Source organism: Pseudoduganella plicata, from assembly GCF_004421005.1.
Lineage (GTDB): Bacteria > Pseudomonadota > Gammaproteobacteria > Burkholderiales > Burkholderiaceae_D > Rugamonas > Rugamonas plicata.
Genome location: NZ_CP038026.1, coordinates 1112333 through 1135093 on the forward strand (window position 1 = coordinate 1112333; position 22761 = coordinate 1135093).

Annotated in this window: 22 protein-coding genes; 4 read left to right on the top strand and 18 right to left on the bottom strand. The window is 64.5% G+C overall.

Features of this window, described 5'->3' with window-relative positions; genetic code table 11:
* Window positions 1-116: 116 nt before the first annotated feature.
* Both ppsR and E1742_RS04795 read left to right on the top strand, forming a co-directional pair.
* On the top strand, window positions 117-956 hold the full coding sequence (gene ppsR, locus E1742_RS04790; protein ID WP_134383796.1) for a posphoenolpyruvate synthetase regulatory kinase/phosphorylase PpsR: 840 nt from the start codon (window positions 117-119) through the stop codon (window positions 954-956).
* A 112-nt stretch (window positions 957-1068) separates the two neighbouring features.
* Complete coding sequence (locus E1742_RS04795; RefSeq protein ID WP_134383797.1) at window positions 1069-2697, top strand: M28 family peptidase; 1629 nt, start codon at window positions 1069-1071, stop codon at window positions 2695-2697.
* A gap of 77 nt (window positions 2698-2774) precedes the next feature.
* Here E1742_RS04795 and E1742_RS04800 read toward each other — a convergent pair whose 3' ends face one another.
* The gene (locus E1742_RS04800; RefSeq protein WP_134388022.1) at window positions 2775-3785 is read right to left on the bottom strand and encodes an SDR family oxidoreductase; all 1011 of its coding nucleotides are present in this window, start codon (window positions 3783-3785) and stop codon (window positions 2775-2777) included.
* A 162-nt stretch (window positions 3786-3947) separates the two neighbouring features.
* On the opposite strand from E1742_RS04800, the gene E1742_RS04805 reads away from it, so the two are divergent.
* Window positions 3948-4814, top strand: coding sequence for an RNA polymerase sigma-70 factor (locus E1742_RS04805; protein ID WP_134383798.1), 867 nt, complete (start codon window positions 3948-3950; stop codon window positions 4812-4814).
* Window positions 4815-4925: 111 nt separating this feature from the next.
* The gene (locus E1742_RS04810) at window positions 4926-5390 is read left to right on the top strand and encodes a carboxymuconolactone decarboxylase family protein (protein ID WP_134383799.1); all 465 of its coding nucleotides are present in this window, start codon (window positions 4926-4928) and stop codon (window positions 5388-5390) included.
* A gap of 4 nt (window positions 5391-5394) precedes the next feature.
* Here E1742_RS04810 and E1742_RS04815 read toward each other — a convergent pair whose 3' ends face one another.
* The 17 genes from E1742_RS04815 to rpsB all read right to left on the bottom strand — a co-directional run bounded on the left by E1742_RS04815 (window position 5395) and on the right by rpsB (window position 22414).
* Window positions 5395-6588 (bottom strand): EAL domain-containing response regulator, encoded by a 1194-nt coding sequence (locus E1742_RS04815; RefSeq protein WP_134383800.1) that lies wholly within the window; start codon window positions 6586-6588, stop codon window positions 5395-5397.
* Between the two features lie 31 nt (window positions 6589-6619).
* Window positions 6620-7405, bottom strand: a complete 786-nt coding sequence (locus tag E1742_RS04820; RefSeq protein ID WP_134383801.1) for a TrmH family RNA methyltransferase — start codon at window positions 7403-7405, stop codon at window positions 6620-6622.
* Between the two features lie 13 nt (window positions 7406-7418).
* Window positions 7419-8039 carry a ribonuclease HII gene (rnhB, locus tag E1742_RS04825; RefSeq protein ID WP_134383802.1) on the bottom strand — a complete coding sequence of 207 codons (621 nt, stop codon included), beginning with the start codon at window positions 8037-8039 and terminating at the stop codon, window positions 7419-7421.
* Window positions 8036-9199, bottom strand: coding sequence for a lipid-A-disaccharide synthase (lpxB, locus tag E1742_RS04830; RefSeq protein WP_229466532.1), 1164 nt, complete (start codon window positions 9197-9199; stop codon window positions 8036-8038). The genes rnhB and lpxB overlap by 4 nt, the downstream gene beginning before the upstream one ends.
* A complete protein-coding gene (gene lpxA, locus E1742_RS04835; RefSeq protein ID WP_134383804.1) occupies window positions 9183-9971 on the bottom strand; it encodes an acyl-ACP--UDP-N-acetylglucosamine O-acyltransferase in 789 nt (262 codons plus the stop codon). The genes lpxB and lpxA overlap by 17 nt, the downstream gene beginning before the upstream one ends.
* A gap of 16 nt (window positions 9972-9987) precedes the next feature.
* Window positions 9988-10455, bottom strand: coding sequence for a 3-hydroxyacyl-ACP dehydratase FabZ (fabZ, locus tag E1742_RS04840; protein ID WP_134383805.1), 468 nt, complete (start codon window positions 10453-10455; stop codon window positions 9988-9990).
* Window positions 10452-11519 carry a UDP-3-O-(3-hydroxymyristoyl)glucosamine N-acyltransferase gene (gene lpxD, locus E1742_RS04845; RefSeq protein ID WP_134383806.1) on the bottom strand — a complete coding sequence of 356 codons (1068 nt, stop codon included), beginning with the start codon at window positions 11517-11519 and terminating at the stop codon, window positions 10452-10454. Before lpxD ends, fabZ begins: the two co-directional genes overlap by 4 nt.
* 17 nt (window positions 11520-11536) lie before the next feature.
* Window positions 11537-12058 carry an OmpH/Skp family outer membrane protein gene (locus E1742_RS04850; RefSeq protein WP_371860204.1) on the bottom strand — a complete coding sequence of 174 codons (522 nt, stop codon included), beginning with the start codon at window positions 12056-12058 and terminating at the stop codon, window positions 11537-11539.
* 38 nt (window positions 12059-12096) lie between these two features.
* Window positions 12097-14433 carry an outer membrane protein assembly factor BamA gene (gene bamA / locus E1742_RS04855; protein WP_134383807.1) on the bottom strand — a complete coding sequence of 779 codons (2337 nt, stop codon included), beginning with the start codon at window positions 14431-14433 and terminating at the stop codon, window positions 12097-12099.
* A 101-nt stretch (window positions 14434-14534) separates the two neighbouring features.
* Window positions 14535-15902 (bottom strand): RIP metalloprotease RseP, encoded by a 1368-nt coding sequence (gene rseP, locus E1742_RS04860; RefSeq protein ID WP_134383808.1) that lies wholly within the window; start codon window positions 15900-15902, stop codon window positions 14535-14537.
* Window positions 15903-15915: 13 nt separating this feature from the next.
* A complete protein-coding gene (gene ispC / locus E1742_RS04865; RefSeq protein ID WP_134383809.1) occupies window positions 15916-17118 on the bottom strand; it encodes a 1-deoxy-D-xylulose-5-phosphate reductoisomerase in 1203 nt (400 codons plus the stop codon).
* Window positions 17119-17190: 72 nt separating this feature from the next.
* Window positions 17191-18030 carry a phosphatidate cytidylyltransferase gene (locus tag E1742_RS04870; RefSeq protein ID WP_134383810.1) on the bottom strand — a complete coding sequence of 280 codons (840 nt, stop codon included), beginning with the start codon at window positions 18028-18030 and terminating at the stop codon, window positions 17191-17193.
* Between the two features lie 12 nt (window positions 18031-18042).
* A complete protein-coding gene (gene uppS / locus E1742_RS04875) occupies window positions 18043-18792 on the bottom strand; it encodes a polyprenyl diphosphate synthase (RefSeq protein ID WP_134383811.1) in 750 nt (249 codons plus the stop codon).
* 184 nt (window positions 18793-18976) lie between these two features.
* Window positions 18977-19537, bottom strand: a complete 561-nt coding sequence (gene frr, locus E1742_RS04880) for a ribosome recycling factor (RefSeq protein WP_134383812.1) — start codon at window positions 19535-19537, stop codon at window positions 18977-18979.
* 34 nt (window positions 19538-19571) lie between these two features.
* Complete coding sequence (gene pyrH / locus E1742_RS04885) at window positions 19572-20288, bottom strand: UMP kinase (RefSeq protein ID WP_134383813.1); 717 nt, start codon at window positions 20286-20288, stop codon at window positions 19572-19574.
* Between the two features lie 276 nt (window positions 20289-20564).
* A complete protein-coding gene (gene tsf, locus E1742_RS04890; RefSeq protein ID WP_134383814.1) occupies window positions 20565-21479 on the bottom strand; it encodes a translation elongation factor Ts in 915 nt (304 codons plus the stop codon).
* A 182-nt stretch (window positions 21480-21661) separates the two neighbouring features.
* Window positions 21662-22414, bottom strand: coding sequence for a 30S ribosomal protein S2 (gene rpsB / locus E1742_RS04895; protein ID WP_134383815.1), 753 nt, complete (start codon window positions 22412-22414; stop codon window positions 21662-21664).
* Window positions 22415-22761: the final 347 nt, after the last annotated feature.

Here is a 22761-nt window from a genome sequence, read left to right on the forward strand (position 1 = left end):
TCAGGCGTGCCGGCTCTCTGTTGTTATTCTTGGCGCCGTGCATCACAATCGAACTGTTGCCGGCCATTTTACAGCCTGCGGACAAAATTGACGATTCACAATCAAAAGACACTTTCATGACCACTGAGCAACGCCCGGCGGCGGCCCGCACCGTCTTCTTCGTTTCCGACGGCACCGGCATCACCGCCGAAACCTTCGGCCACTCCGTGCTGACGCAGTTCGAGCTGCGCTTCCGCCAGATCCGCCTGCCGTTCATCGACACCGTCGACAAGGCGCGCGACGCGGCCCGCAAGATCAACGAGATGGCGGCCGCGGACGGCCAGCGCCCCATCATCTTCAGCACGCTGGTGCAGGCGGAGCTGTCCACCATCATCCGTCAATGCAACGGCATGCACATGGATCTGTTTCAGACGTTCGTCGCGCCGCTGGAACAGGAACTGGGCGTGAAATCGACGCACACGATCGGCCGCTCGCACAATATCGTCGACAGCGAGGAATACAAAAGCCGGATCGAGGCCATCAACTTCTCGCTGGCGCACGACGACGGCCAGTCGCACAAGAACCTGGCCGATGCGGACGTGATCCTGGTCGGCGTGTCGCGTTCGGGCAAGACGCCGACGTCGCTGTACCTGGCCATGCAATACGGCATCAAGGCGGCCAACTATCCGCTGATTCCGGACGACTTCGAGCGCGGCAAGCTGCCGTCCGCCCTGTACGACTACAAGGCCAAGATTTTCGGCCTGACGATCACGCCCGAGCGCCTGACGGAAATCCGCAACGAGCGCCGCGCCGGCAGCAAGTACGCGTCGATCGAGAACTGCCGCTATGAAGTCAACGAGGCGGAGAAGATGATGAAGCGCGAGGGCATCCGCTGGCTGTCGTCCACCACCAAGTCGATCGAGGAGATTTCCACGACCATCCTGCAGGAGATCAAGCCGAACCGGCGGGAGTACTAAGGCAATATCGGTGCGTCACTGCCCGGGGATGAGGCGAGGCGCGGAGTTACCGGGACAGGCTGCGCATCATCGGGTAAGATTTCCATCTCTGCAATTACCTGGAACGCCGTCCATGCCATCTCCGAACCGCCTGCGTGCCGTCACCGCCGCTGCCATCCTGTCCAGTACCTCCGCCCTCGCCCAGAACGCCCCCACCATTTCCGAAAACGCGCTGCGCGGCCACCTCGCCTTCCTGGCGGACGACTTGCTGGAAGGCCGCGGCACGGGCCAGCGCGGCGGCGACCTGGCGGTGCGCTACCTGGAGACGCAGGCGCAGGTCATCGGCCTGAAGCCGATGCCGACGGGCGGCTATCGCCAGTCCGTCAGGTTCGAGGGCAGCAAGCTGATGCCCGACAGCGCCGTCACGTTCCGCGCGGGGAACTCGCGCATCATGCCGGTGCCGGGCAAGGATATCGTGTTCGGCACCGGCAGCGGCAAGGCCAGCCTGTCGTTCGATGCGCCGCTGCTGTTCGTGGGCTACGGCGTCAAGGCGGACGAGGAAAACTGGGACGACTACAAGGGCGTCGACGTCAAGGGCAAGATCCTCGTCATGATGGTCAACGACCCGCAGCCCACGGCCGAAGAGCCCAACCGGTTTGCCGGCAAGGCCTACACGTACTACGGCCGCTGGCTGTACAAGTTCGAGGAAGCGGCACGGCGCGGCGCCGCCGGCGCCCTGCTGATCCACACGACACCGTCCGCCTCGTATCCATGGAGCGTGCCGGCCAACGGCTTCTCGCACGAGCGCTTCCACCTGAAGGGGCCCGGCAATCCGATCGAAGGCTGGCTGCACGAGGATATGGCGCGCGAGCTGTTCCTGACTGCGGGCTTCGACCTCGACGTGCTGCGCGCGCAGGCCGAGCGGCGCGACTTCAGGCCCGTCGACCTGAAGGTCGCCACGCACGTGGAACTGCGTTCGACGATCCGCCAGGTGGAACAGTTCAACGTGGTGGGCATCGTGCCGGGCACGGACCCGAAACTGAAGGCACAGGCCGTCGTCTACTCGGCGCACTGGGACCATATGGGAATCGACGAAGGTGTCAACGACGGCCGCGACCATATCTACAACGGCGCCATCGACAACGCCTCCGGCACGGCTGCCCTGCTGGCGATGGCGGCCGAAGCGGTCAAGCGCCCCGCCAGGCGCACGCAGGTGTTCCTGTGGCCGGCGGCCGAGGAGCAAGGCCTGCTGGGCGCCGCCGCCTACGTCGCCAACCCGGTCATTCCGCTGGCGCAGACGGCTGCCGACCTGAACCTGGACAGCATGAACTTCGCCGGCCGCACGAAGGACATCGGCGTGGCCGGCGCCGAGCGCAGCAGCCTGTATGAAACCTCGGCGCTGGTGGCGAAGAAGATGGGCCTGAAGCTGGCGCCATCGATCCCCGACCTGTCCGGCGCCTACTTCCGGGCCGACCATTTTGTCTTTGCCAAGGCCGGCGTCCCCGCATTCAACGTGGGCTCGGCCGTGTTCTCGGGCGATGGCCACTTCGAGTTCGAGCACCATCACGACGCGTCCAGCGCGAAGATGATCGGCTTCAAGCAGGACTATCACCAGGTGACGGACGAGTACCGCGCCGACTGGGACCTGTCCGGCATGGTGCAGCAGGCGCAGTTCACGCTGAACCTGGGCTATGCGGTGGCGAACGGCGCGACGATGCCGACATGGAAGAAGGGGGAGGCGTTTGGGCGGGTGAAGCGGTAAGCATGGGCAGGGGCGCCGGCGCGGGGCTGCGCCCCGAAGATGGTGCCCCTCCCCGACGTTGGATTAATTCCCGCGGGTCACGGGTTGCCGCTGCCGCCCGATGCGCCGTACACCTGGCCCGTCGTATAGCTCGAGCTGTCTTCGGCCAGGATCACGTAGACACCCGCGATCTCGGCGGGCTGGCCGGCACGCTTCATCGGCGTGTCGGCACCGAATTTCTCCAGCGCGTCCGGCTTCTGGCCACCCGTCACCTGCAACGGCGTCCAGTACGGCCCCGGCGCCACCGCGTTGACGCGGATACCCTTGCTGGCCACCTGCTTGGCCAGCGACTTCGTGAACGCGACCTGGGCGGCCTTTGTCTGCGCGTAGTCGAGCAGGTTTTCCGACGGGTCGTAAGCCTGCACCGAGGACGTGACGATGATGGCGCTACCGGGCTTCATCAGTGACACGGCCGCCTTGCAGATCCAGAAGTTGGCGTACAGATTGGTTTTCATCGTCCAGTCGAACTGCGCCGTCGTCATGTCCAGGATCGAATCGACGGCCTGCTGGCGCGCGGCATTGCTGACGAGGATGTCGAGTCCACCCAGCTGGCGGGCCGCGTCGTCGACCAGTTTCTTGCAGAACGCCTCGTCGCGGATATCGCCCGGCAGCAGCACGGCCTTGCGACCGGCGGCGCGGATCAGTTCCGCGACGTCGCGCGCATCGGATTCCTCGGCCGGCAGGTAGCTCAGCGCAACGTCCGCCCCCTCGCGGGCATACGCGATGGCTGCGGCGCGGCCGATGCCGGAGTCGCCGCCGGTAATCAGCGCCTTGCGCCCGTTCAGGCGGCCGCTGCCCTGGTAGCTGGTTTCACCGTGGTCGGGACGCGGCGTCATTTTCGACGCCAGGCCCGGCCAGGGCTGTTGCTGCTTGGGGAACGGTGGCTTCGGGTAGTTCGGCACCGGCTTGCGGGCGCCGCTGCTAGCGCTACCTTGCTGGGCCAGCGCACCACCCGCGGCGGTTGCTGCCGTGCCTGCGGCAAGTCCGGTGGCGACAGCACCGACAAAGCGGCGGCGCGATGGCACGATATTCTCGTCCTGGTCTTTCATATCCATGGATGCACTCCTTGATGTGGTTGATTGTTGGTATGCTGCTGGTCGAGTAACTGTAGTCAAGAACGCAACAGCCTGCCAACACCTTTGCCTCAGGAAAGCTGTCACAACGCCGCCGGCTGCCTCGTCTAAGCCGCATCGACCACTTTCACGACCGCCATGACCGACGACACCTTCAACGCGCTGCGCCCCCGCCTGTTTGCCATCGCCTACCGCATGCTGGGCACTCGTGCCGACGCGGAGGACGTCGTGCAGGATGCCTGGCTGCGCTGGCACGGCAGCGACCGGGACGCCATCCAGTCCGCCGAAGCCTGGCTGGTGACGACCACGACACGCCTGGCCATCGACCGGCTCCGCTCGCGCCAGACGGAGCGCGAGGCATACGTTGGCTGGTGGCTGCCCGAGCCGCTGGTGGAACTGGACGAGCACACGCCGGAGCGTGCCGTGGAACTGGCCAGCGACGTCTCCGTGGCGATGCTGTGGGTGCTGGAGCGTCTGGCGCCGGAGGAGCGCGCGGCGTTCCTGATGCGCCAGGTGTTCGACCAGGACTACGCCGACCTCGCCGCCACGCTGGGCAAGAGCGAAGCGGCCTGTCGCCAGCTGGTGCATCGGGCGCAGGAGCGCGTGCGGCAGGAGCGCCCGCGCTTCGTCGTCTCGCGCGACACCCACCGCGACGTGCTGACGGGCTTCATGCAGGCCGCCGCCAGCGGCGACCGCGCGGCAATGAAGACCTTCCTGGCCGGCGACGTGCAGTTCGTGTCCGACGGCGGCGGCAAGGTGCCGTCGTTCGGCCGCATCCTGCGCGGCGCGGCCCGCATCGCGGGGCTGTACTGGTGGGTGCTGGACCAGTTCCCCGGCGCCGTCACGTATCGCCTCGTGCGCATCAATGGCGAGCCGGGGCTGCTGCGCTACGTGAACGGGGCGATCGAGTCGGCGCAGTCGTTCATTGTCGATGACGGCAAGATCGTGGCGGTGTATGTGGTGCGTAATCCGGACAAGCTGGCCAACGTTGCCGCGCTGGCGTGAAGTGTTCGCGCGAAGTTTGTCCGTCCCCTGTCACAAGCGCCGCGCCCTCGCCGTCTAAAGGTCATGGCAGGCGCATGGTGCGCCCGCCGCCTTCACGACAAGAGGACCATCATGACGCAAGCATCCCGTATGAATTTCTACCACTACGCTCCGCAAGCCTTCAAGGCGATGCTGAACCTGTCGAACGCCGTCAAGGAAGGCGCCATCGGCGCGCAACTGGCCGAGCTGGTATTCCTGCGCGTGTCGCAGATCAATGGCTGCGGCGTGTGCATCGACATGCACTGGCGCGCGCTCGTCAAGGGTGGCGCCGATCCGCGCCACCTGAACACGCTGCCGGCATGGCGCGAATCGCCATTCTTCAGCGACCGCGAACGCGCCGCGCTGAACTGGGTCGAAGCCGTCAACGCGATCCCGCATCGGGAGCCGTCTGACGCCGATTTCGCACAGCTGCAGGAGCACTTCACGGAAAACGAGATCGCGGAGCTGGGCTATGCCGTGAGCGTCATCCGCGGCTGGAACATGTTCAATGTCAGCCTGCGCAATCCGATTCCGGTGACGCCGCCGCCGGGCATGTAGTCCCCTAGAAAAACTGCCGCCAGTCCGCCAGCCACGCCGGCACGGCATCGACGGCCATCGGGCTGGCGATGTAATAGCCCTGCGCGTAGGTGCAGCCCAGCCCCTGCAGGAAATCCCAGTCCTCTTTCGTTTCCACGCCGACGGCGCAGGAATGCCGGTCCAGGCTGCGCGCCAGCCCCAGGTACGATTTCAGCACCGTGCCGATGGCGCGCTTCCTCGATGCGCCGTCGACGAAACTGCGGTCGATCTTCAGTTCCGAGAACGGAATGCTGGCCAGCAGCTGCAGGTTCGACCTGCCGGTGCCGTAGTCGTCGATGGCGAGACCGAAGCCCATCATGCGCAGCCGCAGCAGGCGCTCCAGGAAGTGCGGGTCGGTGGACAGCACGGAGGACTCGGTGATCTCGAACGTGATGTAGCCAGGCAGGATGCGGTGCCGTTCCACGCAGGCCGTGATCTGCCCGATGAACTGGCTGTGCGCGAGGGTGGTGGGATCGACGTTGACGGAAAACGAGATCGGGATACCCTGGTCGTGCAGCGTGCGGCAGGCGGCAACCGACTTCTCGATCATGCTCCAGTCGAGAAAATCGATGCGCCCGTTCGTCGCCAGGACGGGAACGAACGCCGATGGCCCCAGCACGCCGTGCTGCGGGTGGCGCCAGCGCGCGAACATTTCCAGGCCCTTGACCTGGCCCGTCTCCAGTTCGATCTTGGGCTGGAAGAACGGATCGAACTCGCGCGCCTGCAGGCCGCGGCCCACTTCGGCAAACGTAAACTCCGGATGCGCGGCTGTCGCGGCCGGAGCGCCCGGCGGCGTATAGTGACCGATCAGCTTTTCCAGCCGGCCCACGGTGGCCGGTTTCGCGGTCGTGCCCAGCACGTCCACGCCATAGGCCAGTGCCATCGTCTCGACGGAAAACAGGATGTCGCCGCTCTGCGCGCCGACGACGATCAAGCCCGCGCGGCAGCCCGCTTCGGCCAGCCGGCGGATCAGCTCCAGGCCATCCATCCCCGGCAGTGCCAGGTCGATGACGGCAATGTCGATGGGGGGCGCCGCGCCATTGACCGCCAGCAGCGCCGCGTGGCCGTCCGGGACGGTGTGGATGTGCTGTGCGCCAAGGCTGCGCAGCAACCCAGCCAGCAGCTCGCGCTGCACGGCTTGCGCTTCGGCGACGAGAAACTGCAGTGTTCCGATCTCCATCCGCGCTCCCGGGCCGTTGATGTTGGACTGCTCAGTCCAGATTCTGCCTGACCTGCTCGAAAAAGCAAACCGCCGCACAGGCGGCGACGTTGAGCGACTCCACTTCGCCCAGGTGCGGGATGACGACCTGGTGGCGTGCAAGGCCCAGCAGCTCGTCCGAGACGCCCTGCCCTTCGTGGCCGAACACCCACGCGACGGGCCGTTTCAGGTCGACGTCGTACAGCCGCTGGCGCGCATAGCCGCTAGTTGCCAGCGTGGCGATCGGCGCATCCGCCAGCAGCGGCGCCAGGTCCACATTCTCGAAGATGTCCAGCACGAAGTGGGCGCCCATCGCGGCGCGCAGCACCTTGGGCGACCAGCAGAACGCCGTACCGGGGCTGCAATAGACTTCGCCGATACCGGCGGCTGCGGCGCTGCGCAGGATCGAGCCGACATTGCCCGGGTCCTGCACGTTATCGAGCAGCACGGCGTTGACCGACAGCGCAGCGGGCGTAGCCCGTTGCGGCGTCTCGACGAGGAACATGATGCCGACGCCGTGTTCGACCTGGCTCAGTGCCGCGTACAGCGCATCGGGAAAGCACAGCACGTGCGCATGTTCGCCTTCCAGGCGCGCGACGATGGCGGCGACTTCGCCGTTCTGCATCGCGCCTTCGCTGACGATGCATTGCTCCGGATGACCGCGCAGCTGCAGCCACGTCTCGCACAGGTGCACGCCGTCGAGCAGCGTGCGGCCGGCCTTGCGGCGCGCCTGCGAGCTGGTGGCCAGGTGCTTCAGGTCCTTGTATTGCGCGTTGTCGCGCGAGGTGATGATTTTCAAAGTCTGCTTTTCTTCAGAACGCCAGCTCGATCAGCTCGCGCACGGGCGCGAACGAGCGGCGGTGCACGGGCGAGACGCCATGGGTCTTCAGCGCCGCCAGGTGCTGCGCCGTGCCGTAGCCCTTGTGCTGGTCGAAGCCGTACTGGGGATATTTCCTGTGGAGCTTGCGCAACGCGTCATCGCGCGCCGTCTTCGCCAGGATCGACGCGGCGGAGATCGACTCGATCTTGTCGTCGCCATCGATAATGGCGATCGTCTGGATCCGCATCACGGGGCACTTGTTCCCGTCGATCAGGGCCAGCGTGGGGATCGTCTCGAGCGCATGCACGGCCCGTTTCATCGCCAGCAAGGAGGCCTGCAGGATATTGAGCTTGTCGATTTCCGCCTCGGACGCCTTGGCGATGGCCCAGGCGATGCAGTCGCGCTTGATGAGCGGCGCCAGCTCCTCGCGGCGCGCCTCCGTCAGCTTCTTGGAATCGCGCAGGCCGTCGATGGGCCGCTCGCGGTGCAGGATGACGGCGGCCGCGTACACGGGGCCTGCCAGCGGGCCGCGCCCGGCTTCATCCACGCCGCAGATGACTTCATCGAGGGAGTACGGCAAGTCGTCGAACAGGCCAGTCTGCATGGTATTCATCGGTTTGCGATCACTTTCATCACGGCCGCGGCACTTTCCTCCGCGCTGTTGCGCAGCAGGCTGTGGTGCATGTCGGTAAAGCGCTGTACCAGCTGCAGCCGGTGCGGCACATCCGTCAGCTGCTGCCACATCGCGTCCGCCAGCGCCTGCGGGCTGGCGTGGTGCTGCAACAGCTCGGGCACAAGGAACTCCCGCGCCAGGATATTGGGCAGGCCGATCCACGGCTGGTAACCCATATGGCGCATGATCTCCCACGATGCACGCATCATTTTATACGCAATGACCATCGGCTTCTTGAACAGCGCCACTTCCAGCGACGCCGTGCCGGATGCGACCAGCACCGCGTCGGCGGCGCAGATGGCGGCGTGGCTCTGCCCGTCCAGCAGCTGCAGCGGCACGTCCTGCAGTCCGGCACCTGCGACCAGCTCGCGGAAATACGCCTTCTGCCTGTCGCCCGCCATCGGCACGAGGACGCGCAGCGAGCGGTCGCGCGCCTGCAGCAGCTTCACCGCCTCGACGAACGCTACCGTGTTGTACTTCAGTTCCCCCATGCGGCTGCCCGGCATCATCGTGACGACGTTGGCATCCTCGGGCACGCCCAGCGTACGCCGGGCGGCGGCCGTATCGGGCGCCAGCGGAATCACTTCCGCCAGCGGATGGCCGACATAGGTGACGGGCACGCCGGCCTTTTCGTAGATCGGCGCTTCGAACGGGAACACCACCAGCATGTGCGACACGGAGCGGACGATCTTCTTGATGCGCCCGCCCCGCCAGGCCCAGATCTGCGGGCCGATGTAGTGCATCGTGGGGATGCCGGCATCCCTCAGCTGCGCTTCCAGCCCCAGATTGAAGCCCGGGTAGTCGGCGCCGATGAAGACGGCCGGCCGCTCGGCGATCAGGCGGTCGCGCAGCGTGTTCTGGATGCGTTTCAGTTCGCGGTAGCGGGGAATGACTTCGAACAGCCCGCGCACCGTCATCGTTTCGATGGGCCAGTGCGACTCGAAGCCTTGCGCGATCATCTGCGGCCCGCCGATGCCGTGAAAACGGGCATGCGGCAGGTGCGTGCGCAGGCCGGAGAGCAGGCGGCTTGCAAGCATGTCTCCGGACGGCTCGCCGGCGACAACGGCAATCGATGGGGCAGAATCAGCGGACGATGCCACGGCTGGCCGTATCGAGGAACGTGCGGAATGCGCGCAGGTGTTCGGCCGCATCGGGGGTGCCGTTCTCCTGCTCCTGCAGGGCGGCCTTGGCTTCTTCCAGCGTCAGGCCCGAGCGGTACAGCGTCTTGTACGCGGCGCGCAGGGCGTTGATCTGCTCGCGCGTGAAGCCGCGCCGTTTCAGGCCTTCGATATTGATGCCGTGCGCCTGCGCCGGATTGCCGTTCAGGAGGACGAACGGCGGCACGTCCTGCGTCAGGCTGGTGCTCATGCCGACGAACGCGTGCGCGCCGATCTTGCAGAACTGGTGCACGTTGGCGTAGCCGCTCATGATGACCCAGTCGCCGATCTCCACGTGCCCCGCCATCTGCGCGTTGTTCGAGAAGATCGTGTTGTTGCCGACCACGCAGTCGTGCGCCAGGTGGACGTAGGCCGAGATCCAGTTGTCGTTGCCCAGTTTCGTCACGCCCTTGTCCTGCACCGTACCCAGGTTGAACGTGCAGAACTCGCGCACCGTGTTGCGGTCGCCCACTTCCAGCCGGGTCGGTTCGCCGTTCCACTTCTTGTCCTGCGGCGGTGCGCCGATGGACGAGAACTGGAAGAACTTGTTGTCGCAGCCGATCGTCGTGTGGCCTTCGATGACGACGTGCGGGCCGACCCAGGTACGGTCGCCGATGACGACGTCCGGACCCACGATCGAATAGGCGCCGATCTCCACGCCCTCGCCCAGCTGCGCCTTCGGATCGACGATCGCGGTTGGATGGATGGTAGCCATGGTGTCTCCCGGCGCTTTAAGCTTCGGCCGTGTTACGGATGGTGCACATCAGCTCACCCTCGAGCGCGAGCTGGCCGTCGACGGTGCCCACGGCCTTGTACTTCCAGATACCGCGCGCCACGCGCAGGATCTCGACGTCCATCCTGAGCTGGTCACCCGGCACGACGGGACGCTTGAAGCGGGCATTGTCGATGCCGACGAAGTAGACCACCGAGTTCTCGTCCGGTTTCACGTTCATCGTCAGGAACGACAGGATCGCGGCGGTCTGCGCCAGCGCTTCGATCATCAGCACGCCCGGCATGACCGGCTTGTGCGGGAAGTGACCGTTGAAGAATTCCTCGTTGGCGGTCACGTTCTTGATGGCGGTGATCGTCTTGTGCGCTTCCCAGGTCAGCACCCGGTCCACCAGCAGCATCGGGTAGCGGTGCGGCAGCAGTTCCTTGATCTGGTTGATGTCAAGCGTCTTGTTTTCTGCAGTGGTCATGATTGCTCGTGTTTCTCGTTTTGTATTGTTATGGTTTTGATGGTCTTTTCCAGGGCCCGGATCTTCTCGCGCATCGTGGACAGGTTGCGCACGATGGCGGCCGACTTCTCCCAGTCGGCGTTTTTCGCCAGCGGATAGAAGCCCGTGTACTGGCCCGGCTCGAGGATGGAGCGGGACACCATGCTGCCCGACGACACGTGTACCTTGTCGACGATCGTCAGGTGCCCCAGCACCATCGCGGCGCCGCCGAACGTGCAGTACTTGCCGATTTTCGCGCTGCCCGCCACGCCGACGCAGCCGGCCATGGCCGTGTGCGCGCCGATATGGCAGTTGTGGCCGATCTGGATCTGGTTGTCCAGCTTGACGCCGTCCTCGATGATCGTGTCGGCCAGTGCGCCGCGGTCGATCGTGGTGGAGGCGCCGATATCGACATCGTCGCCGATGACGACGCGGCCCGTCTGCGGAATGCGCACGTAGACGCCGCCCTCGTTGGCAAAGCCGAAACCGTCCGTGCCGATGACGGCGCCGGAATGGACGATGCCGCGCGCGCCGATGACGCAGCGCGCGTGGAACGTCACGTTGGCGAAGAAGTGCGTATTCTCGCCGATGACGGCCGCGCGGCCGACATAGCAGCCGGCGTCGATGCGCACGCCGGGCTTGATTACGGCATCGGCCTCCACCGTCACGTTGGCGCCGATATGCGCCGTCGGGTCGATGCTGGCACTCGGGTCCACCACGGCGCTCGGATGGATGCCGGGCGCCGGCACATACGCGGTCAGCGACTCGAACCACTGGGCCGCATGCGCAAAATACGCGTACGGGTTGGGCGTGACGATGCGCGCGCCCGTGTAGGTCTGGGCGACCAGCGCGTCGTCGTTGGGGGATACGATCAGCGCAGCGGCGCGGCTTTGCCCGGCCTGTGCGCGAAACTTGCTATTGGTGAGAAAGCTGATATGTGAAACGCCGGCGTCCGTCAATGGCGCGATCCCGGACACTTGCGTGTTCGGGTCGCCGATCAACTGCCCGCCCAAACGCTCGACCAGTTCTCCTAGTCGAAGGCCCATCGGGTGATCCAATCTGATTATTTATCCTTGTCCAGCTCGTCCAGCACCTTCTTGGTGATGTCGATGCGGGGGCTGGCCCAGACGGCATCCTGCAGCACGATGTCGTAGCCTTCCGTTTCGGCCAGCTTCTTGATGATCCGCGTCGCCCGTTCGGCGATGGCGGCGCGCTCCTCGTTGCTGCGCTGGTTGACGTCCTCGCGGAACTCGCGCTGGCGGCGCTGGAACTCCTTGTCCAGCTCCACCACCTCGCGCTGGCGCTTGCCGCGGTCAAGCTCGTTCAACGACGGCAGATCCTTCTCCAGCTTGTCGGAAGCATCCTTCAGGCGCTGCGCCAGGTCCTTGACGGCCTGCTCGCGCTTGGAAAACTCTTCCTGCAGTTTTTTCGTGGCCAGCATGGCCAGCTTCGATTCATTGTAGATGCGCTCGGGGCTCAGCCACGCAATGCGGGAGGACTGCGCTTGCGCGGGCGCCAGCATGAGGCAACCCAGCGCCGATGCGGCAACGAACGTGCCCAGCTTCGCGGATGCAGTCTTCAACATGATTCTCCTATAACTTGTGCCGTCACGCCTGCGGCTCTTCAGAAGCCGGTACCCATCTGGAACTGGAAGCGTTCCAGGCGATCGCCTGGCTTGGCGTTCAGGGGCTTAGCATAACTCAACTTCAGCGGACCCACGGGGGAAATCCAGCTGATGCCCAGGCCCGTCGAGAAGCGCAGCTCGGACAGGCGCATCTTCTGGCCTTCCTGGTAAACCTGGCCGCCGTCGAGGAAGCCGAACCAGCGCAGGCTGCGGTCCTTGCCCTGGCCCGGGAACGGCATCTGCAGTTCCGCATTGCCGATCAGGCGCGAGGCGCCGCCCAGGGCATCGAAGTTGACCGGGTCGACATAGCCCAGCGACGAGCTGTAATAGCCGCGCACCGAGCCGATACCGCCGGCGTAGAAGTTCTTGAAGACGGGGTAAGGCTTGCTGCCGATGCCGTGGCCGTAATCGAACTCGCCTTTCAGGGCCAGCGTCATCGACTGCGTCAGCGGACGATACCACTGGTGTTCGTAGACGGCGCGGTAATACTTCGTGTCGCCGATCAGGTCGATCTCGAGGTTGGCGCGCTGGTAGCGGCCCACCGTCGGCGTGACGGCGCTGTCGCGGCTGTCGCGGCCCCACGCCACCGTCAGCGGCACCGAGTTGGACGAGACGGAACCTTCGCCGCTTTCCGGGCCGCCCAGGTCGCGCACGTATTTCTTGAAGTAGCTCGGGCTGGTCGGGTCGGTTTCGATATTGGCGTGTTCCAGGCCGATGCCGAAGAACACCGTGTCGACTTCCGAGAACGGCACACCCCAGCTGACGCGGCCACCGGTCTGCTTGATGGAATACGCGCCGATATTGACCGCCGGCGGGCGGAACGTACGCAGGTAAATCTCATAGCTCTGCGACACGCCATCGTCCGTGAAGTATGGATTCGTTTCGGAGAACGCGATCGTGCGGCTGTATTTACTGGTATTCAGGTCGATGCCGACGGTATTGCCCGAACCGGCGAAGTTGGCCTGCTGGATCGAGGCGTTCAGGCTGAATTTCTCGGCCTGAGAGAACGCGCCACCGATCTGGAACGAACCGGTCGGCTTCTCGACCACCGTCAGGTTGACGTCCACCTGGTCCGACGTGCCCTGCGCTTCCGGCGTGTCGATCGTCACGTCCTTGAAGTAGCCCAGGCGGTCGACGCGGTCGCGCGAGAGCTTGATCTTGTTGGCGTCGTACCAGCTCGATTCGAACTGGCGGAACTCGCGGCGAATGACTTCATCGCGCGTGGTCGTGTTGCCGGCGATGTTCATGCGGCGCACGTAGGCGCGCTTGCCCGGGTCGATCATGAACGTGAACGCCACTTCGCGCTTTTCGCGGTTCACTTCCGGATTGGCGTTGACGTTGGCAAAGGCGTAGCCGAAGTTGCCCAGGCGGTCCGTGATCAGCTTGTTCGTGGCCGTCAGGCGCGCGCCCGAGTATGTCGCACCCGGTTTGAGCAGCACCAGCGAGCGCAGCTCGTCCTCGCGGCCGAACATCTCGCCTTCGAACTTGATGTCCGAGACGGTGTACTTCTCGCCTTCGGTGATGTTGATGGTGAGGTAGATGTCCTTCTTGTCCGGCGTGATCGAGACCTGCGTCGAATCGACGTTCATCTCGATGTAGCCGCGGTCCAGGTAGAACGATTTCAGCGACTCGATGTCGCCCGTCAGCTTCGTCTTCGAATACTGGTCGGCCTTCGTGTACCAGCTGAACCAGGTGCTCGTGTTCAGCGACAGCTCCTTGCGCAGCTCCTTGTCGGAGAAGACCTTGTTGCCGACGATGTTGATCTGCTTGATGCGGGCGATCTCGCCTTCGTCCACGCCGAAGTTGATGCCGACGCGGTTGCGCTCCATCGGCGTGACGGTCGTCGTGATCTTCACGCCGTACAGGCCGCGCGACAGATACTGGCGCTTCAGTTCCTGTTCGGCGCGGTCGACGGTCGCCTTGTCGAAGGTCTTCGCTTCGCCGACGCCGATGTCCTTCAGCGCCTTGACCAGCATGTCCTTCTCGAATTCATGGGTGCCGGTGAAGTCCACCTTGGCGATCGCGGGACGTTCCTCGACGATCACCACCAGCACGTTGCCGTCCGCCTCCAGGCGCACGTCCTTGAAGATGCCCGTCGCGTACAGGGCCTTGATCGCGGCGACGCTCTTGTCGTCGCTGAAGGTCTCGCCCACGCGCACGGGCAGATAGCTGAACACGGTGCCCGCTTCGGTACGCTGGATGCCTTCGACACGGATGTCCTTGACGACAAAGGGGGCGATGGCGAAAGCGCTGCCGGAGCAGAAGGCCAGTACGGCGGCACCGATCAGGCTGCGGCGAAAGGAAGGCAAGGCAAAGCGATCAGAATTGAATTTCATTGGCAAATATAATGGTACGAAAAGCCGTTTCGCGATAAGCGCTGCTTGCGCCCATTCCGAACCAGCTTCTCTGACACGAGACTGCACGCGCGGCGGACGGTTCACATCAACCGCGCAACATCGTTGAACACAGCGAGCGCCATCAAGGTCACCAGCAACCCCACGCCCAGACGCTGTGCAATCTCCCCAAAACGCTCCGATACGGGGCGCCCAGTCAAAACTTCCAGCGAATAATACAGCAAATGGCCACCATCCAGAACGGGAATCGGTAGCAAATTCATTACTCCAAGGCTAATGCTGACGACCGCCATGAAGGTCAGGTAGCTCGCCAGGCCGATGCGCGAACTCTGTCCCGCGTAGTCGGCGATCGTGATCGGTCCCGTCACGTTCTTCCACGAGACGTCGCCTGTCAGCATCCGGCCGATCATGCGCACCGTCAGCACGCTGGTGTCCCACACCTTGCGCACCGCCTTCGTCGTGGCGCGCACAGGGCCGTCGGTGACGACGATCATATCCGGGCGTCCCAGCAGCTCCACCTTGATCTTACCGACTGTTACAGGTGCCTTGCCCCCCTTGACGTTGTCCCCTTCGGGCGTGACGGGCAGGCGCAGCGGGCGTCCGTCGCGCAGTACGTCCAGCACGATCTCGCGGCCGGGCGCCGCCCGGACCGCGCCGGTGAACGCGCCGATGTCCTGCACCGGAACGCCGTCCATGGCAACGATCGTATCGCCCGTGCGCAGGCCGGCGCGCGCGCCGGCACCGCGCGGATCGACCTTGCCCAGCACGGGCGGCGGCAGTGCGATCGACAGGCCCAGTGCCGTCGTCACGTCGCCATCCAGATCGAGTTTCGTCAGCGCCTCGGCCGGCAGCGTGAACGTGAAGCGCCCGCGCCCGGGGCGCTGCACTTCGATGCGCGCCCCCTGCCCGTCCTTCGCATCCACGGCGGCGCGGATCACCTGCCAGCGCAGGTCGGACCAGCCGGCGACGGCATTGCCGTTGATGGCGACGACGGTATCGTCACGCTTGAAGCCCGCCAGTTGCGCCGCCGTGCCCTGCGCGGGCTGCGCCAGGCGGCTGGCCGGTTCCTCGATGCCGTGCATGTACAGGCCCGCGTACAGCAGGATCGCCAGCAGGAAGTTGGCCAGCGGGCCCGCAGCGACGATAGCGATGCGCTTCCAGACGCTCTGGCGCGTGAACTCGCGGCGCAGGTCCGCTTCGGGCAGGCTCGCCACGTCCTGATCACGCGCATCCAGCATCTTGACATAGCCGCCCAGCGGCAGCGCGGAGATGGCCCACTCCGTTTGATCGGGGCCGAAGCGGCGCGACCAGACGATGCGGCCCATGCCGACGGAGAAGCGCAGCACCTTGACGCCGCACCAGCGCGCGACGAGGTAGTGCCCCAGCTCGTGGATGACGATGAGCGTGCCCAGCGCAACGACGAACGCGACGAGGGTCTGCAGCAGGTTCATGATCCGTGCCGGCTTATGCGGCGCCGGCCACCGCCAGCGGCGGCAGTGTCGCGATGACGCGGTGCGCGCAGGCGCGGGCCAGCGCGTCCTGCGCCATCACCGCCTCGATCGACGACGCGGCGCCGTGGGGCAGCTCGTCCATCACGGCGGCGATGACGCGGTCGATCTGGCGGAAGCCGATGCGCTCGTCGAGGAACGCCTGCACGGCCACTTCGTTGGCCGCGTTGAGCAGCGCGGGCGCGGTGCCACCGGCACGCAGCGCGTCGAACGCCAGCGCCAGGCACGGGAAGCGCGCGAAGTCCGGCTTCTCGAACTGCAGCGTGCCGACCTGGGTCAGGTCCAGCTGTGCCACGCCGGAAGGGATGCGCTCCGGGTAGGCCAGCGCGTGGGCGATGGGCGTGCGCATGTCCGGGTTGCCCAGTTCGGCCAGCACGGAGCCGTCGTTGTACGACACCATCGAGTGGATCACCGACTGCGGGTGGATGACGACTTCGATGCGGTCGGCCGGGGCGCCGAACAGCCAGTGCGCCTCGATCACTTCCAGGCCCTTGTTCATCATCGTGGCGGAGTCCACCGAGATCTTGCGGCCCATGACCCATTTCGGGTGCTTGCACGCTTCGTCCGGCGTTACCGCATCGAGCGATTCGACGGCGCGTTTCAGGAACGGCCCGCCGGATGCGGTCAGCAGGATCTTCGTCACGCCGGCGGCATCGGGCACGCGCCGGTAGCTCGTCGGCAGGCACTGGAAGATGGCATTGTGTTCGCTGTCGATCGGCAGCAGGGTGGCGCCGCTTTCCTGCACCGCGTCCATGAACAGCTGGCCGGACATAACCAGCGCTTCCTTGTTGGCCAGCAGGACCTTCTTGCCCGCCTGGGCGGCGGCCAGCGTGGGCGCCAGGCCGGCCGCGCCGACGATGGCGGCCATCACACTGTCCACTTCCGGTGCGGAAGCAATCGCGCACAGCGCCGCCTCACCCCACTCCACCTGCGTGTCGACGTTCATCGCGCGCAGCAGCGCGGCCAGCTGGTCGGCCGCGGCGGCGCTGCCGACGACGGCGCGCGCCGGCCGGAACTGCTGGCACTGTGCGGCCAGTTCCTGCACGCGGCCATGCGCGGACAGCGCGTGGACGGAATAACGGTCGGGATGGCGGGCGATGACGTCCAGCGTGGAGACGCCGATCGAACCGGTGGCGCCGAGAATGGTGATACGTTGCATGTTGTTTCCTCTGCTGAGGCCACATCCTGCCGCGGCCCCGATGCGCCGCCCCGCCGGGGCGGCGTTGTTCTGTTACAGCCAGCCGCCGATTAGCGCCACGATGGGCAGCACGGGCACCAAGGCGTCCACGCGATCGAGCACGCCGCCGTGGCCGGGCAGCAGGCTGCTGCTGTCCTTGAAGCCGGCGCGGCGCTTGAGCTGGGATTCAAACAGGTCGCCCACGACCGAGGCGATCACGATGACGGTCAGCGCGGCCAGGGCAGTGCCCCACCCCAGTTGCGCCTGCATGCGCACGGCGAAGGTGTCCTGCAGCAGCGGCACGCCTGGGGCGGCCAGGATCGTCACGGCAGACAATACCAGCACGGCGATCCAGCCGCCAATGGCGCCTTCCCACGATTTGCCCGGCGAGATCGACGGCGCCAGCTTGCGCTTGCCGAACGCCTTGCCGGAAAAATAGGCGCCGATGTCGGCCACCCAGACAATCGCCATGCTTGACAGCAGGTAGACGGCCGAACGCCCGAGCAGCACGAGGATGGCGACAAAGCAGGACACCAGCGTGACGGCGTACACCATGCTGAGCAGCGTATTGCCGAAGCCCTCCAGAGGCGGCAGGCCGAGTTTGAGCGACGGCAGGAAGCGCAGCAGCCAGATGGCCGCGGCCAGCGCGCACCAGAAGCGCGCCTGCGCTAGGCCGTCATGGACGTAAAAGGTGTAGGCAAACGCCGCCGTCCAGACCAGGGCGATGCCGATGGCGACCGGGCCGCGGTATTTGAACAGGCGGAAGGCTTCCCATACGGTGGCGCCAAAGGCCAGCGCCACCAGCGCCTGGATGGCGATCTGCGAGCCGGAGAACAGCACGGCCAGCAGCACGACGAGCAGGACGACGGCGGTAATGATCCGGGTTTTCAGCATTGTCTGTCGATGTTATTTGGACTTGGCCAGTTGTTCGCCGGTGCGGCCGAAACGGCGTTCCCGGTGCTGATACGACGCGATGGCCTCGTCCAGCTTCTCGCTGGTGAAATCGGGCCAGTACGTGTCGGTGAAGTACAGCTCGGTATACGCGAGCTGCCACAACAGGAAGTTCGAGATGCGCTCCTCGCCGCCCGTGCGGATGAACAGGTCCGGCTCGGGCGCGTACGCCATCGCCAGGTGCGGCGCCAGCTGCTCTTCGGAAAAGTCGGTCGCGCCCGGGTGGGCCGCCACCATCTTGCCGACGGCCTGCATGATATCCCAGCGGCCGCCATAGTTGGCGCACACGGTGACGGTCAGGCGGGTGTTGTTGGCGGTCTTGCGCTCGGCATTGGCGATCATCTCGCGCAATTTGGCGTCGAAGCGGGACAGGTCGCCCACGACCTTCAGGCGGATATTATTGGCGTGCATCTTCGCCACTTCGCGCTCCAGCGCCGTGACGAACAGGCGCATCAGCAGCGACACTTCCTCTTCCGGGCGGCGCCAGTTCTCCGAACTGAACGCGAACACCGTCAGGTACTCGATGCCGCGCAGCGCGCAGGCCTCGACCACGGTGCGCACCGCTTCAACGCCCTTGACGTGACCGGCGACCCGGGGCAGGAAGCGCCGGGTTGCCCAGCGGCCGTTACCGTCCATGATGATCGCCACATGGCGCGGTACTTTCGGCACTTCCGGCACCGCCGTCGTCGAACTCGAATATTTCATGTAAACGCTTCAGACCAAAAGCTGAACTTTATTATAAAAATGAGCAAAAAACCCGGGACAGTCCCCTGTTTCTGGAAAATATTTCCAAAAAACAGGTGAAAGGGACCCCGAAAACGGCTCGCGGCGCTGGCCACGACCCGTTTCGCGGGGCCCCTCGGTCAGACGCGGCAGGACCGCGGCGGCGTTACACCGTCAGCACTTCCTTTTCCTTCTCGGCGACGATCTTGTCGATATCGACGATGGCCTTGTCGGTCAGCTTCTGCACTTCGTCCGAACCGCGGCGCTCGTCGTCTTCCGAGATCGCCTTGTCCTTGACCAGGCGCTTCAGCTGCTCGTTGGCGTCGCGGCGGATGTTACGAACGGCGATCTTCGCGTCTTCCGCTTCGCTCTTGCACAGCTTGACCATTTCCTTGCGGCGCTCTTCCGTCAGGGCGGGCGTCGGCACGCGGATCTGTTCGCCCTGCGACGACGGGTTCAGGCCCAGGTCGGCCTCGCGAATCGCCTTCTCGATGGCGGCGGCCATCTTCTTCTCGAACGGCTGCACGCCGATCGTGCGGGCATCGACAAGCGTCAGGCTTGCCACCTGGTTGATTGGCGTCGGGTTGCCGTAGTAATCGACCATGACGTGGTCCAGGATGCCCGTGTGCGCGCGGCCCGTACGGACCTTGGCCAGGTCGGCCTTCAGCGTTTCCAGGGACTTGGCCATCTTGTCCTGGGCATTCTTCTTGATGTCGGCTGTGGACATGTATTTTTCTCCTGTAGCTTTTGAGTCTGTAACGTTAAACGTGGACCAGCGTGCCTTCGTCCTCACCCATGATAACGCGCATCATCGCGCCGGGCTTGGTGATCGAGAACACCTTGATCGGCAGCTTCTGGTCGCGGCACAGCGCGAACGCGGTGGCGTCCATCACCTGCAGGTGCTTGGCAATGGCTTCGTCGAAGCTGATGGTGCTGTACAGCGTGGCGTCCGGGTCCTTCTTCGGATCGGCGCTGTACACGCCGTCCACCTTGGTGGCCTTCAGCACGATCTCGGCCGACACTTCCGAGCCGCGCAGCGCGGCGGCCGTGTCGGTCGTGAAGAACGGGTTGCCGGTGCCCGCGGCGAAGATGACGACCTTGCCTTCTTCCAGGTACTGCAGCGCTTTCGGACGCACGTACGGCTCGACGACCTGCTCGATGCCGATCGCCGACATCACGCGGGCGGTCACGCCCACGTGGCGCATCGCGTCGGCCAGCGCCAGCGCGTTCATGACGGTGGCCAGCATGCCCATATAGTCGGCCGTGGCGCGGTCCATGCCCTGGGCGCCTGGCGCCACACCGCGGAAGATGTTGCCACCGCCGATGACGACCGCCAGTTCCACGCCCAGTTTCGCGACCTCGGCCACGTCGGCCACCATGCGCTCGATCGTGCCGCGGTTGATGCCGTATGGGTCATCGCCCATCAGGGCCTCGCCGGACAGTTTGAGGAGGACGCGCTTGTAGGCTGGTTTTGACATGAGCTGGGGCTCCTATAAAAATGAATTCGGTGGCGGCCGCGCACCCTGCCAGGGGTTCTCGCGGCAGCCGATAACGCTCCGGCGGCAATCATAGCGGAAAGCCGTTCCCCGCCGGGGGATTTCAGCCATCGACGTCGCGCTGGCTGTGCGGTGTTGAAATCAATCGGAGGTGGGGTCTGTCCCCGCACAGGGACTGACCCCGGCTTTTAGCGTAATGCCACGACACCCTGATAACAACGACCTTAAAAAAACGGGCCTCGCGGCCCGTTTTTCGAATTACGCTCCCTTGGAAGCAGCCATCTGGGCTGCCACTTCGGCGGCGAAATCGTCGACTTTCTTTTCAATGCCTTCGCCCACCACGTACATGGTGAAGCCCTTGACGGACGCGTTGGCGGCCTTCAGCATCTGCTCGACCGACTGCTTGTCGTTCTTGACGAACGTCTGGTTCAGCAGCGATACCTCTTTCAGGTACTTCTGCACGGAACCTTCCAGGCGCTTCGCCACGATGTCGGCGGACTGGGCCGGCTTGCCGGCAGCGGCAGCCTGGGCTGCATCTTCGTCGGCCTTGGCCTGGGCAACCGAGCGCTCTTTCTCGATCATTTCGGCAGGCACCTGGTCAGCGGACAGTGCCACCGGCTTCATTGCCGCGATGTGCATTGCCACGTCCTTGCCCACTTGCTCGTCGGCGCCTTCGAAGTCGACGATGACGCCGATACGGGTGCCGTGCAGGTAGGAAGCCAGCTTGCCGGTCGTCTCAAAACGCTGGAAGCGACGGATCGACATGTTTTCGCCGATCTTGCCGACCAGGGCGGAGCGCACTTCGTCCAGCGTCTGGCCGGATTCGGTTGGCAGCGCCAGCAGGGCAGCCACGTCGGCCGGGTTCTTTTCGGCGGCCAGGCGGGCAGCCGTGTTGGCCAGGGCCAGGAAGTCGTCGTTCTTGGCGACGAAGTCGGTTTCGGAGTTGACTTCCACCAGGGCGCCTACATTGCCCGAGATGAATGCCGCGACGACGCCTTCGGCGGTCACGCGAGCCGATGCCTTGGCAGCCTTGCCGCCCAGTTTGACGCGCAGAATCTCTTCCGCCTTGTCCATGTCGCCAGCCGCTTCGGTCAGGGCCTTCTTGCATTCCATCATCGGTGCGTCGGTCTTGGCGCGCAGTTCGCCAACCATTGCTGCAGTAATCGCTGCCATGTTTTTCTCCTGTTATTCGGTGGGTATTCGGTGGGTATTCGGTGAATATTCGTTGCTCTACCGGTGGCGGCACCTCGCGGCGGCCTGCTCTGCCGGTATTTCGTTAAAAAAAAGGGGAGCTTGAAGAGCCACCCCTTTTCAAAGCTTTCATCCGCCAGGCTTGCGCGCGGCGGAACCAGACATTAAGCCTGCTCGTTCACTTCCACGAATTCGTCGCCCGATGCCGTCTTGATCTGTTCCAGGACGTCAGCGGAGGCGTTTGCGCGGCCTTCCAGGATCGCGTCTGCCACGCCGCGGGCGTACAGGGTGATCGCTTTGGAGGAGTCGTCGTTACCAGGGATGATGTAATCCACGCCGGCTGGCGAGTGGTTGGTGTCGACCACGCCGATGACCGGGATACCCAGCTTCTTGGCTTCGGTGATCGCGCCCTTGTGGTAGCCAACGTCGACGACGAAGATTGCGTCAGGCACACCGCCCATTTCCTTGATACCGCCGATGGACTTCTGCAGCTTTTCCATTTCGCGCGAGAACAGCAGTGCGTCCTTCTTGGTCAGCTTCTCGACGGAACCATCTTCCACCGAAGCTTCCATGTCTTTCAGGCGCTTGATCGAAGTCTTGATGGTCTTGAAGTTGGTCAGCATGCCGCCCAGCCAACGCTGGTCGACGTAAGGAACACCTGCGCGCTGGGCTTCAGCGGCGATGATGTCGCGCGCCTGGCGCTTGGTGCCCACCATCAGGATCGTGCCACGGTTTGCGGACAGTTGGCGCACGGTCTTCATCGCCTCCTGGTACATTTCCATGGTTTTTTCGAGGTTGATGATGTGAATCTTGTTGCGGTGGCCGAAGATGAACGGCGCCATCTTTGGGTTCCAGAAACGGGTTTGGTGACCGAAATGGACGCCGGCTTCCAGCATTTCACGCATCGTTACAGACATTTTTAACTCCAGGGTTGGGTCTGGAATCCACTCAGTCACCCTTGCGGGCACCCTTGTTGAGAGGATTCGGGTTTATTAAAGTGTGGTTTTTACAACTTTGCCAGACGTGGGGTCGGGCAACCCGAGATTATAGCCGTTTATGCTTCGCGGGACAAGCCTGCCGTGGCCGGGCACGGCGGCGGAGGATGATTTCCGTTACCGTACGCGATTTTGACATCTGGTCCATAATCGGTCACCGATACGGAGGAACCCATGAGTAAAAGCCAGGACGCCAAGAAAAGCACGAAGAAGGAACCCGCCAAGACCATGAAGGAAAAGAAGGCGGACAAGAAGGTGAAAAAGGAAGA